Annotated in this window: 12 protein-coding genes; 3 read left to right on the forward strand and 9 right to left on the reverse strand. The window is 40.8% G+C overall.

The features are described from left to right. Nucleotides 1–12: 12 nt before the first annotated feature. The 3 genes from rnd to EVU92_RS18280 form a co-directional block, all read right to left on the reverse strand. On the reverse strand, nucleotides 13–1143 hold the full coding sequence (gene rnd / locus EVU92_RS18270; protein ID WP_130052596.1) for a ribonuclease D: 1131 nt from the start codon (nucleotides 1141–1143) through the stop codon (nucleotides 13–15). Nucleotides 1144–1191: 48 nt separating this feature from the next. Further along, nucleotides 1192–2853, reverse strand: coding sequence for a long-chain-fatty-acid--CoA ligase FadD (fadD, locus tag EVU92_RS18275; RefSeq protein ID WP_130052597.1), 1662 nt, complete (start codon nucleotides 2851–2853; stop codon nucleotides 1192–1194). A 117-nt stretch (nucleotides 2854–2970) separates the two neighbouring features. Then, nucleotides 2971–3822, reverse strand: a complete 852-nt coding sequence (locus EVU92_RS18280) for an alpha/beta hydrolase (RefSeq protein WP_130052598.1) — start codon at nucleotides 3820–3822, stop codon at nucleotides 2971–2973. 110 nt (nucleotides 3823–3932) lie between these two features. Here EVU92_RS18280 and EVU92_RS18285 point away from each other — a divergent pair, with 110 nt between their 5' ends. Then, nucleotides 3933–5222 carry an alkaline phosphatase gene (locus EVU92_RS18285; RefSeq protein WP_054563873.1) on the forward strand — a complete coding sequence of 430 codons (1290 nt, stop codon included), beginning with the start codon at nucleotides 3933–3935 and terminating at the stop codon, nucleotides 5220–5222. Between the two features lie 87 nt (nucleotides 5223–5309). Here the strand turns inward: EVU92_RS18285 and EVU92_RS18290 are convergent, their stop codons facing one another. From EVU92_RS18290 to EVU92_RS18310, 5 genes are all read right to left on the reverse strand, one after another. Next, the gene (locus EVU92_RS18290) at nucleotides 5310–5633 is read right to left on the reverse strand and encodes a hypothetical protein (protein ID WP_062565644.1); all 324 of its coding nucleotides are present in this window, start codon (nucleotides 5631–5633) and stop codon (nucleotides 5310–5312) included. A gap of 76 nt (nucleotides 5634–5709) precedes the next feature. Next, a complete protein-coding gene (gene tsaB / locus EVU92_RS18295; RefSeq protein ID WP_130052599.1) occupies nucleotides 5710–6402 on the reverse strand; it encodes a tRNA (adenosine(37)-N6)-threonylcarbamoyltransferase complex dimerization subunit type 1 TsaB in 693 nt (230 codons plus the stop codon). Between the two features lie 10 nt (nucleotides 6403–6412). After that, entirely contained in the window at nucleotides 6413–8329 is a 1917-nt protein-coding gene (locus EVU92_RS18300; protein WP_130052600.1) for an ATP-dependent DNA helicase, read from the reverse strand. Between the two features lie 104 nt (nucleotides 8330–8433). After that, a complete protein-coding gene (locus EVU92_RS18305) occupies nucleotides 8434–10296 on the reverse strand; it encodes a M28 family metallopeptidase (protein ID WP_130052601.1) in 1863 nt (620 codons plus the stop codon). A 54-nt stretch (nucleotides 10297–10350) separates the two neighbouring features. After that, nucleotides 10351–12546 (reverse strand): pre-peptidase C-terminal domain-containing protein, encoded by a 2196-nt coding sequence (locus EVU92_RS18310; RefSeq protein ID WP_130052602.1) that lies wholly within the window; start codon nucleotides 12544–12546, stop codon nucleotides 10351–10353. A 379-nt stretch (nucleotides 12547–12925) separates the two neighbouring features. Here EVU92_RS18310 and EVU92_RS18315 point away from each other — a divergent pair, with 379 nt between their 5' ends. Both EVU92_RS18315 and EVU92_RS18320 read left to right on the forward strand, forming a co-directional pair. Further along, nucleotides 12926–14005, forward strand: a complete 1080-nt coding sequence (locus EVU92_RS18315) for a mechanosensitive ion channel family protein (RefSeq protein ID WP_205987949.1) — start codon at nucleotides 12926–12928, stop codon at nucleotides 14003–14005. Between the two features lie 225 nt (nucleotides 14006–14230). Further along, nucleotides 14231–15514, forward strand: a complete 1284-nt coding sequence (locus EVU92_RS18320; protein WP_130052603.1) for a sodium:proton antiporter — start codon at nucleotides 14231–14233, stop codon at nucleotides 15512–15514. A 27-nt stretch (nucleotides 15515–15541) separates the two neighbouring features. On the opposite strand, the gene EVU92_RS18325 is transcribed toward EVU92_RS18320, so the two are convergent. Continuing rightward, a complete protein-coding gene (locus EVU92_RS18325) occupies nucleotides 15542–16507 on the reverse strand; it encodes a sensor domain-containing diguanylate cyclase (protein ID WP_130052604.1) in 966 nt (321 codons plus the stop codon). Nucleotides 16508–16530: the final 23 nt, after the last annotated feature.

Here is a 16530-nt window from a genome sequence, read left to right on the forward strand (position 1 = left end):
ATAGGCTGTTGCTCAGTTTTGCCACTCTTTAAGTACGTCTTTTACAAGCTCATAGCGCCATGAGTTAAACAGGTCTGGTTTTGATGCAGTTTTACGCTCATCGGCATCGAGCTTCCAATTCCAGCTGATCAGTTGGTTAATCTGTTTTTTAGAGGCCAATACATCTTCAGGAATACCCTGCTCTTTTGCAACTTTAGTAATTTTTTGCTTAATATCTTTAGCGGCTTTTTTGTATGCCGGAAAATCAATTAAACGTTTTAATTGTGCTGGTTGTTCGCTTACAGGAACAGCTTTACCACGCTCAATACATTTTAAAATTTCAACGCCCGAACGGTTAACTTCCATAGGCTCAACACCTGGCACTCGGCGTAACGCATTTAAACTTGTAGGCTTACGCTTAGCAATTTCAACCATGTTGTGCTCTTTTACCACAAAGTTAAGTGCGAGATTTTTGCGCTCTGCCTTTTCACGGCGCCATGCAGCAAGTTCGCGCAATACCGCTAAGTCGTGCGGTCGTAATTGCCATGCATTTTTAATGTCTTTGTAAAGCTGCTCTGCAGGTGTTTGATAAGCACGTTTTTGCGCAACTAACTCGCTTTCGCTGATCACGATCTCAAAAAAGCCAGCTTCATCAATTTGTTTTTTAATAATTTCAAAACAAGGCAGTAAGTGATACGTATCGGCAGCGGCATAATCTAGCTGCTTCTCAGTGAGTGGGCGCTGTAACCAATTAGTGCGCGATTCACTTTTATCAATTTCAATATCAAGTAATTCTTTAACCATGTGCGCAAAGCCCATGCAGTTACCATGGCCTAGTATTTGTAGAGCAAATTGGGTATCAAACAATGGTGTTGGTACAAAACCGGCATATTTTTGAAACACTTCAATATCTTCTGACGGTGAGTGCAGTACTTTTAACACCTCAGGGTTTTTAAGTACTTGCCAAAAATCAAAAAGCGACAACTCAGCCAGTGGGTCGATTAACGCTAAATGCTCTCCATCATATACTTGAATAAGTGCAACTTCAGGGTAAAGCGTACGACGACGCATAAACTCAGTATCAATTGCTAGTACCGGTTTACCTGTTATTTTTTCTACAAAATCATTTAATTGATTTTGTGTTTCGATCAGTTGATATTGCACTTATACCCCTTTCTTTACCATAAAAAAGCCGGCTAATGCCGGCTTTAATTATTTTTCTTCGTCCTTTAAGGCTCTTCTGAGAATCTTACCAACGTTTGTTTTTGGTAGTTCATCTCTAAACTCAACGAGTTTAGGCACCTTATAGTTCGTTAAATTATCACGACAGTGCTTTATTATATCTTTTTCAGTTAAAGATTGATCTTTTTTCACGACAAAAACTTTAACTTGTTCGCCACTTACCTCATGAGGGATACCGATAGCAGCTACTTCAAGCACGCCATCGTGCATTGCGACTACTTCTTCGATCTCATTTGGGAACACGTTGAAGCCTGATACGATAATCATGTCTTTCTTACGATCAACAATATAGAAGAAACCTTCATCATCGTAAGTTGCAATATCACCTGTTGCAAACCAACCGTCTTTTAAACATTCAGCTGTTGCATCAGGGCGATTATAGTAACCTTGCATTACTTGTGGGCCTTTAACCCAAAGCTCTCCAGGTTCACCCTTAGCTGCTTCTTCACCATTTTCAAGCATTAGCTTGATATCAGTACTTGGTGCAGGTAATCCAATTGAACCGTTATAACCGTCAAGGTCATATGGGCTTAGTGTTACAAGTGGTGCACATTCAGTTAAACCATACCCTTCCATTAGCTTGGTTTTTGTTACAGCTTGCCATTTTTCAGCTACAGGACGTTGTACCGCCATACCACCACCAAGCGACATTTTTAAGCTCGAGAAATCAAGCTCAGCAAAACCCGGGGTATTTAATAAACCATTAAATAGGGTGTTTACTCCCGTTATCGCAGTGAATTTGTGTTGTGTTAACTCTTTTACAAAGCCCGGCATATCACGTGGATTAGTGATAAGTACGTTTAAACCACCATATTTCATAAATGTTAGGCAGTTCGCAGTTAATGCAAAGATGTGATAAAGCGGCAGTGCCGTAATAACCACTTCTTTACCTCGCTCTAGTACATTATCTAAACAACCAGATACTTGCTCAAGGTTACCAACCATGTTGCCATGAGATAGCATTGCACCTTTAGATACACCCGTTGTACCACCTGTGTATTGTAAGAATGCTAAGTCGTTTAAATCAACTTCAGGCTTTTTGTAACTCGCTTCATTACCAGCTAGTGCATCTGCAAATTTAATTGCATTTGGTAATGTGTAGCTAGGCACCATTTTCTTAACGTGCTTAACCACAAGGTTAACAATGTGCTTTTTAAGACCGCCCACCATATCACCCACTTGGGTAACCACAATGTGCTTAACGTTAGTTTTTGGTAATGCTTTTTCTAGGGTATCGGCAAAGTTAGCAAGAATGAAAATTGCTGATGACTCTGAGTCATTTAACTGGTGCTCTAATTCACGCACAGTGTAAAGTGGATTTACGTTAACCACCACACAACCAGCACGAAGAATACCTAAAATAGTCACAGGCGTTTGCAGTAGATTCGGCATCATCACCGCTACTTTATCGCCTTTTTTTAGACCAAGATCATTTTGAATGTACGACGCAACACGTTTTGTAGCACTGTCTAACTCACTATAGGTCAACACTTTACCCATGTTGGTAAATGCTGGAAGGTCACTATAGTCAGCAAAACTTTTTTCAAACAAGTCGAGTAGCGAGTGATAATGCTCAGGGTCGATTGTTTCAGGCATACCTTCTGGGTAGCGTTTAAGCCAGATTTTTTCCACTCTTAGCTCCTGTTTATAATTATATTTTTTAATAACCTTAATCTAACTAAGGCAGTTTCTCAATGGAGTAAATACTCTAATGGTGCAGATAATCCCACATTTGGTGCAATTATACAATTAACTTGCTTTATACTGCCCAATAAATGCATGAATGTGCTCTAAGGTTAATGCAGGACTTTGCATATGGCAATGGTGACCTCCTGGTATCTCATGAATTTTTAACTCCTTGTAATATTTACCATATGCCTCTAGGTTATCTTTAACAAAAGGGTAACCCTTCGCCCCTAAGATAAGCTGACATGGTGCGTTAATTTGTTTGATGGTTGCAATGCATTGTGCCTCATCAAAGCGAAACCCTGAGTGATTTTTAAGTTTTGGATCGGTTGTCAAATACCACTTACCTGCTTTTTCGTAACAATTTCGTGTCATCAGTAGCTCTGCTTGTGGGTATTCAAGGTCACCACTTGCGAGCCTTGCACTAATAATGTGCGCTTTTGAGTCAAAAGCGCGAGGGCCTTTACTGTTTACCCGCGCTCTATTTAAAATCGCTTTACGGAGTTGGCTGCTCACGTCATTGCTGTCGGTTGTAACGCAACCAATGCCCTCAATGAAGTTTACCGATGCTACCTTTTCAGGAAAGCAGCTGGCAAAAACTCCAGCAACCATAGCCCCCATTGAATGACCAACTAAATGCACTTTAGTCACATCAAGTGACTCAACAAATTTATAAACGTCATCAATGTAGTCAATAAAGTAATAGTGTGCGTCACTACTTCGCCAATCTGATAAACCATGACCAGGAAAATCGAGACAATACCAACGCTGGTTAAGCTGCACATTTTGTAACATAGGTATGTAACTATGTGCGTTATCAAGCCAACCATGTAAGGCAATCACGACCTCATCGCCATGACCAAAGGTTAGGCCATGCATTGCCTGAGTGCCAGTTTGAAAAGAAAATGGTTGCACAATTACTCCTATTTATTAAGCGTTTCAACTTAAAGGCGTTTATTTATCCTCTGGCTAGTATACAATAATCCTCGCAGTATAAATAAGGGCACAATAATAAGGTTACATCAATGAAATTAAAATTAAGTCTTTTAGCATTATTATGCTCAGCAGGCTCAGTAATGGCTGAATCAGCACCAAAAAACATTATTTATATGATTGGTGATGGTATGGGCCCAGCGTACACAACTGCATATCGTTACTTTAAAGATGATCCAAATACTAAAGTTGTTGACCCAACTGTTTTCGATACTATTTTACGTGGTATGGCGCATACTTACCCAGATGATCATACTTATGTAACAGACAGTGCAGCGGGTGCAACAGCTCTTAGTAGTGGTCATAAAAGTTATAATGGCGCAATTGCTGTTGATACTGATAAAAAACCAGTAAAAACCATGCTAGAAGTTGCCAAAGAACGCGGTATGACCACAGCATTAGTGGCGACATCACAAATTAACCACGCAACCCCTGCAAGCTTTGCTTCACATAACGAATCTCGCCGTAATTATGACGAGATTGCCAACGACTATATCGATAACAAAATCGCAGGCAAATTGCCGGTTGATTTAATGTTAGGTGGCGGCACGAAATATTACGTTCGTGAAGACCGTAACCTTGTAGAAGAGTTTAAAGCGGCTGGCTATCAGTACAGCGATGACTTTGCAGCAATGAATGACTTAAAGCAAGTTCCAGCGCTTGGTTTATTCGCTGAAGTCGGTTTACCGTTTGCGCTTGACGAAAATCCAACGCGCCTTACGCAAATGACAACGAAAGCACTCGATTTACTTGATGGTCAAAACGACAAAGGTTTCTTTGTGATGATCGAAGGTAGCCAAATTGACTGGTGTGGTCATGCAAACGACATTGCATGTGCAATGGGCGAAATGGATGACTTTGCTAAATCGATTGAACAAGCAAAAGCGTATGTAGATAAAAACCCTGATACCCTGCTTGTTATCACTGCCGATCACTCAACAGGTGGCTTAACACTCGGTGCTCATGGTCAATATAAGTGGGAAACAGACGTTGTTAAAGGTGTTAAAGCAACTGCTGGCACCATCACAAAAGATCTACTTGAAAGCGATGACTTAAAAGCAGTATGGCAAAAGTATTCTGATATCGAATTCACTGATGCAAACAGCATTAAGCTTAGCCAAGCTAAGAAAATGGGTGATAAAGCACTTTTACTTGCTGTAAAAGATATCATCAATCATGCAAGCTTCACAGGTTGGACTACTGGCGGCCACACCGCTATTGATGTACAAGTATTTGCCTATGGTAAACGTGCTGAAGATTTCTACGGTTCGCAAAACAATACCGCGATTGCCGACAAACTGATTGATTATATAAAACAGTAATTTATATTGAATACTGTCCAATCATAAAAAAAGCCTAAACATTTGTTTAGGCTTTTTTCATTTTAATTCAGTTGCTTGCTTTATTAATTAAGCGTATACATCAACGCCAATTAAGCTTTGCACTTCGGCACGGCGCTCTAAGTTAGCAAACTCAGTGTAGGTTGAAATAGCACGACTTGTTTTTGGGTTGCTTGGTTTATCATAAATTGTTTGCTGGTAGCTTTGCGACTCAGCTTTAAATTCATCGGCAATAGCAACTGCTTGAGGGCTTGATTTAACATACTCTGTTGACGACTTTTGCTCAGCCGTTTGATCTGATATCGCTTTAGGCTTATCAGTAACGGTATTTTTACGGCTATATTGACCGGGAATGTCACCGGTATAAAAGCCTGAGCCAATAGGTAAAGTCAAACTAGTAATTCCACATCAAACATGACTAAATTATGTGCCATAACTGACAAGCACGCAAGTGTCGTTAATCGTCTCTTTATTCTCGGCCAGGTAGTTTTTTCCAAGTCACTGTATCACGAACATATTTAGGCTGCGCATTCGCTGCAGTTACTGTATCACCGCTAGCGAAGGCAGTTGCAACCCAGGCTAGCATGTACTTCGCATCAGGCAGTAAAATGTTTTCATTTAGACTTACATTTGCAAGTTCAGTGACAAGCGCAGGATAGGTTTTCCAACCAGTGCCCACCGCAGTTGCTGCTGTTTCAGGTAACGTTAGCAACTCAGGTTTAATTACTTGCTCTTCATCAACAAGCGTCATTAAGCCATTTTCATCAGCCTTGTAGTGGGCATAATATATTTCACCCATACGCGCATCAATCGCTGAAAACACATCACTAACTTTGTCTTGTTCAAATGCTTGTTGCGCCATCATCTGTAATGTTGATACACCAACCAAAGGCAAGCGTGCGGCATATGCTAAGCCTTGCGCAATCGCGACACTGATACGCACTCCTGTAAAGCTGCCCGGTCCTTGACCAAACCCAATAACATCTAAGTCTGCTAATTTACATTGCGCCTTAGCGAGTAACTCATCAATTAAAGGCAAGATTTTTTGGCTGTGCTGCTGTGGGCACTCTTCAAAATGATGAAATGTTTGCCCTTGATAATGTAGCACCAGCGATAAAGCTTCAGTTGATGCATCTAAGGCAAGAATATTGTGTTTAATCATCTAAGTTACTCTAATTGATCTGTTCTAAAAACGCGTTTGCCATTGCTAAATCGCGCGTGCGGCGCATTGGTGGCAAACTTTTTAAAAATACTTGGCCGTAATGGCGTGTTACTAAGCGGTTATCGCAAATAACCAGCACACCTTTATCTTTACTATCGCGAATAAGTCGCCCTACCCCTTGCTTTAATGCAATGACCGCTTGGGGTAATTGAATATGTGCAAATGGGTCCTTGCCTTGTAATTGGCAATCTTGCATTTTTGCTTGCAATAATGGGTCATCTGGTGCGGCAAACGGCAATTTGTCAATGATAACACAACTTAATGTACTGCCTCTAACATCTACACCTTCCCAAAATGAAGCTGTGCCGAGTAAAACGGCATTACCATGACGGGTAAACTTCTCAAGTATAATGCGTTTTGACATTTGCCCTTGCATATAAACCGGATAATCCATTTGTGTCGTTAAACCTTCAGCCACTAAATGCATCATACGATAGCTAGTAAACAGCACAAAGCAGCGACCTTTTGCTGATTTAATCAACTCAAGGGTCAGCTTGATAATAGCATGGGGCATATTATTCGCATGAGACTCAGGTAAATAGCGCGGTAAACAAAGCATTGCTTGTTGTTGATAATCAAATGGACTTTCAACAATCATACTTTGTGTTGGTTTTAGACCAAGGCTGGCATTAAAATGTGCCAAGTCGTTATCGACCGATAAAGTGGCCGATGTAAACACAAAACCAGCCCCAGTGTCTTTCATCATTTGTGCGAATTTAGCTGACACATTGAGTGGCGTAATGTTCACCGTTAGGTATCGGCGGGTTGTTTCGTACCAATAACTATAGCCCGTTTGTGCAGTATCAAATACCCGCTCTAACTGACCTTTAAAGGCTAATGTACGCTCAAACGGATGCTCGATTTTTTCACTACGATCTAAGCATAATTTCAACACCTGGTATAAAAAGTCAAGATCACTGATCACCCGGTGCAATGCAGCACAAATATCTTTATCGGCTAGCTTTTCGCGCCAATCACCACGACTCCCATCTAGCCCAAACTGCAAGCGTAAATCTGCGACACTAGTTTCTAACTTGTTGAGAGTTTTACCTAATTGCAGCATATCGGGAATATCGGCACGGTAAATCGCTCGTAAATCATTAATTAAATCCACCAGCTTTTTGGTACTTACACTTTCACCAAAATAGTCACTGGCAATTTCACTCAGTTGATGAGCCTCATCAAAGATGTAGGCATCGGCGGTTGGCATAAGTTCAGCAAAGCCAGTGTCTTTTACTGCCATATCTGCAAAGAATAAATGATGGTTGATCACCACCACATCGGCTTCCATTGCATTTAATCGTGCTTTACGAATATAACAATCTTGGAAATCTGGGCACTCTTTACCCAAACAGTTATCAGCGGTTGAGCTAACATAAGGCAGTACCTTGGCGTCTTCTTCTATGCCAATACAATCTGCTAAATCGCCTGAACGGGTTTCACTTGCAAACTTTGCCACCATCGCAAGTTGATGCATTACATCTGGATCATCTGTTGGCACATGCGCGACATGCTGACTTAAACGATACGTACACAAATAATTCGCGCGGCCTTTTAAAAGGGCGACTTTTTTGGTGGCGCTCAGTGCTTTGACTAAATTGGGTAAATCACGGTGAAACAACTGCTCTTGCAGTGCTTTTGAACCCGTTGAGATGATGGTTTTGCCTTTTGATTTTAACGCAGGCGCTAAGTAAGCATAGGTTTTACCCGTGCCTGTGCCCGCCTCAACCACTAATTGGTGACGTTTTTTTAAGGCATCGTCAACTGCAACGGCCATGTCAATTTGTGGCTGCCGAGGAGTATATCCATCAAGAGAAAGTGCAAGGGGGCCAGTGGCACTGAAAAGTTGTTTGATAAACTTCGCCAATAGATTAAAAGTGATGAGCAGATTTTACGTAACTGACTTGCCAAGGGCAAGACTAAATGAGGAAGCAAGGCTTCCTCATGGTTAAAAGTATGATTGCTCTTAAATCATTGTCCTTGAATCGTTAATGTCACGCCCGAAGCGGCTCGGTAACCTTGCAAATCTATATACCAAGTACCACTTTGCGGGTTATCAAATTGACAACTTTCTTCGTTACCATTTTTGTAGGGTCGACACAGATAATTTGAACTTGTCGACGCTGAGCCATAGTTAACATACAAATCAGCATCGCCACTACCGCCGGAAATAGTCACTGTAAAATTACTAAGGCCTTCTGGTATTTGTTGAGTAAAGCGCTGCCAACTCCCTGTTGCGACACTAATATTTGTCTCAGTTCTGTCAATGTTTTCGCTGCCACCAGAAGTGCTGAAACTTCCCGTAAGTGACACATTCGAAATCTGATTCCACGCTTCAACCATGACATGATAAGTGCCCGTTTGAACAGACGACATCACACAGCTTTCATTACTTGTAGAGGTAGTACTTTTACAATCAAAGTCTTGTAATGTCGGTTTACTGCCAAACTTCACGTATAAATCGGCATCACCTGAGCCGCCCTCAGTTACAAACTCAAGGTTACTACTCATTGCGGGTACGTCTAGCGTAAAGAAAAGTTGCTCTTTTGCTGAGCCCGCCAAACCCGTTTTAGTTACACCATTTGCAAGCTCATTAGTTGGCTCAGTCACTACATCACCAGCATTCTTCGCCATTTCAGCAACATAGCTCACGGCCAATTTTGCAAATTTACTCGCGTGAGCCGCATCAAACTGGGCATCATTTGATGTATGGATCATTGGGTTAATATCACTCATTGTAGATTCAAATGGCATTGAGGCGGCAAACCCTTGCTGATACCAAGAGGCATGATCTGAGCAGCCATAACCACATTGATCAAAGCCATAGCTCACTGTGGGTTGATAAGCATCGAGCAATTGCGATAGATACTGGTTTTGCGATGAATTAGTGTAATCCGTCATCATCACAATATCGGTGCTGCTGCCGTTATTACCGGTCATATCAAATTGCACCATGCCAACAACATTCTTACCCTGTGATTTATAGCTTTGTGCAATATCTTTCGAGCCTCTAAGACCCACTTCTTCAGCGGCAAATCCCATTATTTGAATCGTTCGCTGAGGTTGGTAGTTATTTTCCACAATCGCTTTCAAGGTTTGTGTGAGCACCGCAATGCCAGAGGCATTATCGTCTGCACCGGGAGCACGTCCATTACTCGGGTTTGACTGATTGATTGAATCTAAATGACCACCAATAACGACGATTTCATCTGCTTTTTCTGCACCAGGTATGGTTACAATAACTGATGACTGCGAAAAACTATGGTTAAAGTACTCAACACTGATATCACTACGACTACTGGCAATTTGTTGCCAATGACTCTTTAACCAGTCAGCCGCATCAACACCACTTTGCACTGAATAATAACGGTTATGAAAGTTCATCATGCTATTAACCGTATCGCTCAGTTCACTACTATTAATCGATGATAATAGCGCATTGACTGTCGCGGCATTATCAATACTGTAATTTACCAAGCTTGCATTCATCGCAGTCTGCGACAGCGCATTTAATTGCTGAGTATATAGCTCTGCATCTGCTAATGAGTCATGGGCTACAAAACCACCACAGCGATGATAATTATCGTGCATAAATTCACTTAAACCAGCGATATCCTGTTTGTTAACGCGCATAAAATTAACTTGATTCAACACTGATTTTTGCATCGCAAAATTACTGTTTAGTTTATGCTTACTCACTGTATCTTGTTGAAAGTGCTCTGCAGCAAGGGCATCAATGGTCACCCAAATTGTTTCGTCTTGTTCTGCATAACTTAATTGGCTCAGTGACAGAGTGGCAAAGCCCACTAGGCACTGCTTTAGGCGGGTTGTCATAATCGCTCCTTATTAAAAATAAAAAAAGGGAGCCGGAGCTCCCTAAAAGGGTGGCTAGTTAGCCGAAATGGTGAGTGTTACACCACTTGCAGCGCGATAGCCGCGAAGGTCGATATACCAAGTACCCGCTTGAGGATTTGTAAATGTACAGGTTTCGCTATTGCCATTTTTATAAGGACGGCAGTCATAGCTAGATGTAGTCGATTGCGAACCAAAATTCACATACAAGTCAGCATCACCTGAACCACCAGAAATAGTCACATCAAGTGACGAATACCCAGCATCTAGGTCTTGCGTGAAACGAGTCCAACTATTTGTAGCAACACTTAAGTTAGACTCAGTGCGGTTAATAGGTGTTACACCACCACCGCTGCCCGAATCAAAGCTACCAGTTAGTGATACACCTGAAATTTCATTCCAAGCTTCCACCATTACGTAGTAAGTACCTGCTTGCACATTACTAATAGCGCAGTTTTCTGTGCTAGTAGATGAAGTGCTTTTACAATCAAAGTTGCTCAATGTTGGTTTTGCACCATACATTACATAGAGATCTGCATCCCCACTTCCACCTGTTGTATTGAATTGTAAATTTGTTGCACCTGCTGGTACTTCGAGGGTAAAGAACATTTGATCTTTAGCACCACCACTGATCCCTGTGCGTGCAACGCCATTAGTTAGCTCTTCATCACCGCTTGGAGGTGGCTCAGTCGTACCACAACTGCTACCTGCGCTTAAGCTTGAAGTCACACCGACTGCCGCAAGTGCCGCCTGTACATCTGCTGGGTCATAACTTAAATCACAGGCCGCATCCATCACGCCATTACCTGCTAAATCCCAGTTTGTGCTGGCAGTCCAGTAAAGTTGGTTAGCACGAGCCATGACCACGAACGCCTTTTGCGTATCCCAACCAGGTGTGGTTGCAAGGTTATAAAATGCCTTGTTGAATACACCTGAGCTGTAGTGCACATCCATGCCAGAGTAATAATTGTTTTGATGATCAATTGAGCTACCATCTTGGGTTGGATTATTCATGTAACGTAATGCACCGTTACCTTTAAAAATTTCCTGACCCACTAACCAGTCGTTTGAGCCTTTCATATAAAACTCAGCCGCTTCACCAGCCATATCAGAGAAGGCTTCGTTCAAACCACCTGATTTACCAGAATAAACAAGGCCAGAGTTTTGTTCAGTAAAACCATGGCTTACTTCATGAGCTGATACATCAAGGCTTACTAGTGGATAGAAGGTATTTTGACCATCACCAAAAGTCATGGCACTACCATCCCAAAACGCATTTTCGTAGTTGTTGCCATAATGAACGCGCATTTTCAGCTGGAAAGTTAATGGCGCAGTACCGACCCAATCGTTATACATATTAAAAATAACGTTACCGAAATAATGTGCATCATTTAAAGGCGAGTACGCACCGTTAATTTCTTTAAAAGTATTTTCAGGGCATGTGAACGAATACGCTGTCGAACCGCTCGTACCACCATTTAAGTTAATGGTTTTTACGTTAGCGTTATTCATCGTACAGGTACTACCCGACTGAGCAACATCTAGGTTATCAAAGTCAGTGCCGTAAATGTATTTGCCTGTTTTTAAGTTACCACCAGGGCCTGTTGCACTGGCATGTTGAAGGTTATCGAAGCTAAATAATACTTCGCCACTGTTTGCATCGATAATTTGGTACGGACGAGATGGGTTTTCGCCATAAGTTACGTACGTAACTTCATACACCAGATGAGCAACACTATCTTCATCTAGCCAAATAGCTAAACGTGATTGTTCATTATGTTTTTTTAACCCGACTGACTTAATTGCAGCGGGTGAATTAGCAAGCCCTTTAGCGACTGCTTTTTTCTTGTTAAGTGCCGGAGACACAGAATCGATGTCTGCGGCAATATCATACACAGCTGCACCATGTGCACGCTTTAACTGACCATTACTATCAAATGTAAGGCTAACCGTATCGCCGATGACAGGCAGACCTTGATACATTTGTTGGTAACGGCGCGTCGTATTGCCGTTACTGGTTTTGATTTCTTTTAATACCACTAAATCATTCCCTGCACCTAAACCAACTAACTGATTTGGATTTGCACTCAAAACCGATGACGCATTGGTTTGCAAAGCTTGGTTAATCCCTGTTTGTTCGTTTAGGTATTTCTTATTCGCAGCTACTGCACTTGTTGCTTGAGTCAAAGCAAAAGCAGCAAGAGTTGCTAGTGTGATTTTAGATAAATTCACGTTTTACGCTCCGTTAGATTGTTATGTATTTAATGTTTTCCTTGTAATCGGACTGCACTGTTCCCGATTAATGACCAGCCTAGATTGAATGGAGCGAAATTGAAAATGAAACAAAAAATTTACAAGTAAAGTATTAGCTCTAAAACATTATTCCTTAAATAACAATATGATAATGGATTTCATATGTACAAAATGTTAACAAACGGAGTTTAGGTGTAAAATTAATGATACAAATTTATAACATTTATTAAACATTTGTACCTTTTATTTTTATCATCTCATCTTTTCTATTTGATAGTTAGAAGACATAACTCATTGCAGAAAAGCCTAGGTATATAAATTGCAATAACACCAAGTAACTAAGGTTTAAGGATTAAGCATGATTACTGAACTGATACAAAGCGATTGGCTAAATAAGCCTTGGTTAGTCGTTATTGGTGGCACAACTTTAGCTGCCATAGCATTGTTTTTATTAAAGTTTGTTATTATTTATTGCTTAAAAAAGTGGACCCAGCGAACCGACTTTGTGTTCGACTCTTTATTGGTTGACTCACTTGCTACGCCATTGACCTTATGCACAATGATGGTGCTTGTGATCATCTTTGGTCAATTATTGAACACAACTGGCTTTATGGCTGAGCACCCCTTACCGATTTCAGCCACCGCCAAAGCTATTTGTATTTTTGCCTTAGTGTTATTTTTAGACCATTTCTTATTTGGCACCGTTGATTATTACAGTGCCCGTTCGGTTGTGGTTTCAAATAGCCATAGCATAATTAAAGGCTTGATCCGCTGTGCAATAGTATGTGTTGGCTTACTGGTGTTATTGGGCACGTTAGGAATTTCTATCACCCCTATTATTGCCTCTTTAGGCATTACATCTCTTGCTGTTGCTTTGGCTTTACAACCTACACTCGAAAACTTCTTTTCTGGGGTTCAGCTGGTGGTTGATAAACCTATTCGGGTTGGCGACTTTATAGAGCTTGAAAGTGGCGATCAAGGTTTTGTTGAGAAAATTGGTTGGCGCTCAACCTGGGTAAAAATGTTGCCTAATAATATGATAGTGATCCCAAATAGCCAGTTGTCTAAATCACGCATCATTAACTATTTTTATCCAGAAAAAGAGCTTAGCGTACCTGTTGAGGTTGGTGTTCACTACGGGTCAGATCTTGATAAGGTTGAGCAAGTTACATTGGATGTTGCTAGACAGATTTTAAAAAGCCACAAATGGGGTGTAGATGATTACGATACATTTGTTGTATTTCACACCTTTGATCAATCCAGTATCAATTTTACAGTGATGTTAAGAGCAAAAGAGTATTTTAACCGTTTTTGGGTGAAATCTGCGTTTATTAAAGCATTACATCAACGTTACGCAGAAGAGGGAATCGTTATTCCTTATCCAATTAGGGCTATTAATACCAGCCAAGAGTCTGCGCAATTTAAACCTGCTGATTGAGCTAACAGAGCTTATCATAATTGCATATTTGTATGGTTTTTTATGTCTCTTTTTAGACATTTTTAACACCTATTATACATATGCAATCGGAGCATTGAATTTTTACTCTAAAATACAATAAAAATCGCATAAACACTGTGACATACCTATATTAGAGGCGTACTATATGCCGCCAGAAAGTGACTGCTTTCTGCGTCTTGTTATACAAATATTTAAGGTCAAACAATGAATGCTTGGTACCTCATTTGTTTTCTTTCAGCATTAGCTATTTTTATTGCTTTTGCTAACCAATTTATCCTCAAAATGCAAACCACTATTGCTATAACAACAGGCTCTGTTGTTATTTCTTTACTACTTATTCTTGCTGTTAAAATGCTTGGTGATACCACCGCCCTCGAAATAACTCAAATAGTCTCTAGTATCAATTTTAATCAGTTGCTATTAAAAGGCATGTTGGGTTTTTTACTGTTCGCTGGCGCATTAGAAATAAACTTAGCAGCCCTTCGTAAACAGCGTTGGGAAATAACCGCATTAGTATTATTTTCAACGATTACCTCCACAGTCATCGTTGGTTACTTAAGCTATTACTTATTTGCTTTTGTTGGCTGGCCAGTGCCGTTTATTTACTGCTTGTTGTTTGGAGCATTAATCAGCCCAACCGACCCAATTGCAGTATTAGCCATTATTAAACAAATGCGAGCCCCAGAAGGTATTTCTGTGCAAGTTGAAGGTGAGTCTTTGTTTAATGATGGCATTGGTTTAGTGATCTTCACTACGATATTTTCAGTGGCCTTTTATGGTACCGAAGCCACGTTTACTGACGTTGCTGAATTATTCTTAGTGGATGCTATTGGCGGTATCGTGTTTGGCCTAGTAATTGCGTTAGTTGGGCACTTTTTAATTATTAATAGTCGCGATGTGAACATTCGTTTGCTATTAACACTGACAATACCAACCGCTGGCTTTGCCGCAGCAAATATTTGGGAAATTTCAGGTGCTCTTGCCATGGTTACAAGTGGTATTTTACTTGGCAATATTACTCGCTCTAAGGCAACCGAGCGCACAGGACCAGAAGATACCCGCTATGTAAAAGATTTTTGGCATGCCACCGATAGCTTTTTAAATGCCTTGCTGTTTTTGATCATCGGTATGCTGATTGTCACTATGCCAATTACCCTTGCAGAAGTTGGCCTAGGTTTACTGATAGTACCTGTAGTATTGCTAGCTCGCTTTATAAGTGTAGGTGCGCCATTTGTGTTCTTTAAAAAATATCGAAAATACGATAAGCACTCAGTGAAGATACTCACTTGGGGTGGCTTACGTGGTGGTTTAGCGCTAGCCATGGCTGCTGCGATCCCACGAGATCAAGTAATGATTGCAGGCTCTGACCTACACGATTTAATCGTTATTGTAACCTACGTGGTAGTCATTTTTTCAATCATCGTACAAGGTTTAACAATATCACCGCTGATCCATAGTAGTATTCAATCGGCAGAAGCGAAAAATTAAGCACCGCTTTTTACTTTAAAGGCTCGATTATCGAGCCTTTTTTTGTGCTTTATTGGCATACATTCGACCATCTGCAACTGCAAGTAACTTAGTCAACGAACAAGGCTGCTGGTCTGAAAAATCAGCAATACCATAAGAAAAGCCAAGTTCAACTTGGTTATTAAAACTATTGGGTGAGTGATTAAATGACAGCAACAAACGTTGCATGATTGCTTCGCATTCGCTGGTATTTAAATCTGTAAATAAAATAACAAACTCATCACCACTCAAACGCGCATATAAATCAGCTTTACGACAACATCTTTCTAGCAACCCAGCAAAATCTTTCAGTACTCTATCGCCTGCGGCGTGGCCAAATTTGTCGTTAATTGCTTTAAAGTTATCTAAATCAATAAATACTAATTTTGCCTTTAAATGATGGCGAATACATAAATCAAGGTAATGCTCTGCGGTGCTATTAAAACCTCGACGATTAGGCAATAAGGTAAGCTCATCGGTAGTCGCTAACTGCATGATTGCAAACTCTCGTTCAACAATTGCGGCAAAGTCTGTTAACGCTTTAATTTCTTGTTTATTAAAACTGCGCGGTTGATGATCGATAAGGCACAAAGTGCCAATTCTATTTCCTGATTTGAGTGTAATTGGGCAGCCCGCATAAAAGCGAATATTTGGATCACCCATTACCAAGGGGTTGTCTGCAAAGCGCTTATCATTTAAAGCATTTTCAACCACTAGTGGGTCTTTATATAAAATTGCATGGGCGCAAATAGAAATATCTCGCGCTGTTTCTGTGACGTCTAACCCCACACATGACTTAAACCACTGTCGCTGCTCGTCGATTAAGCTTATAACACAAATAGGCACAGAGAAAAACTGTTGGGCAAGGCGAGTGATTCGGTCAAAGGCAGGTTCACTTTGAGAGTCTAAAACATCCAACGAGCGAAGCTCTTCAAGCCTAGCTTGCTCGTTTAAAGGTACTGAAGGTTTTTCCATTGAATTGCCTTGTAAGGAACAAC

Source organism: Pseudoalteromonas sp. MEBiC 03485, from assembly GCF_004195145.1.
Lineage (GTDB): Bacteria > Pseudomonadota > Gammaproteobacteria > Enterobacterales > Alteromonadaceae > Pseudoalteromonas > Pseudoalteromonas apostichopi.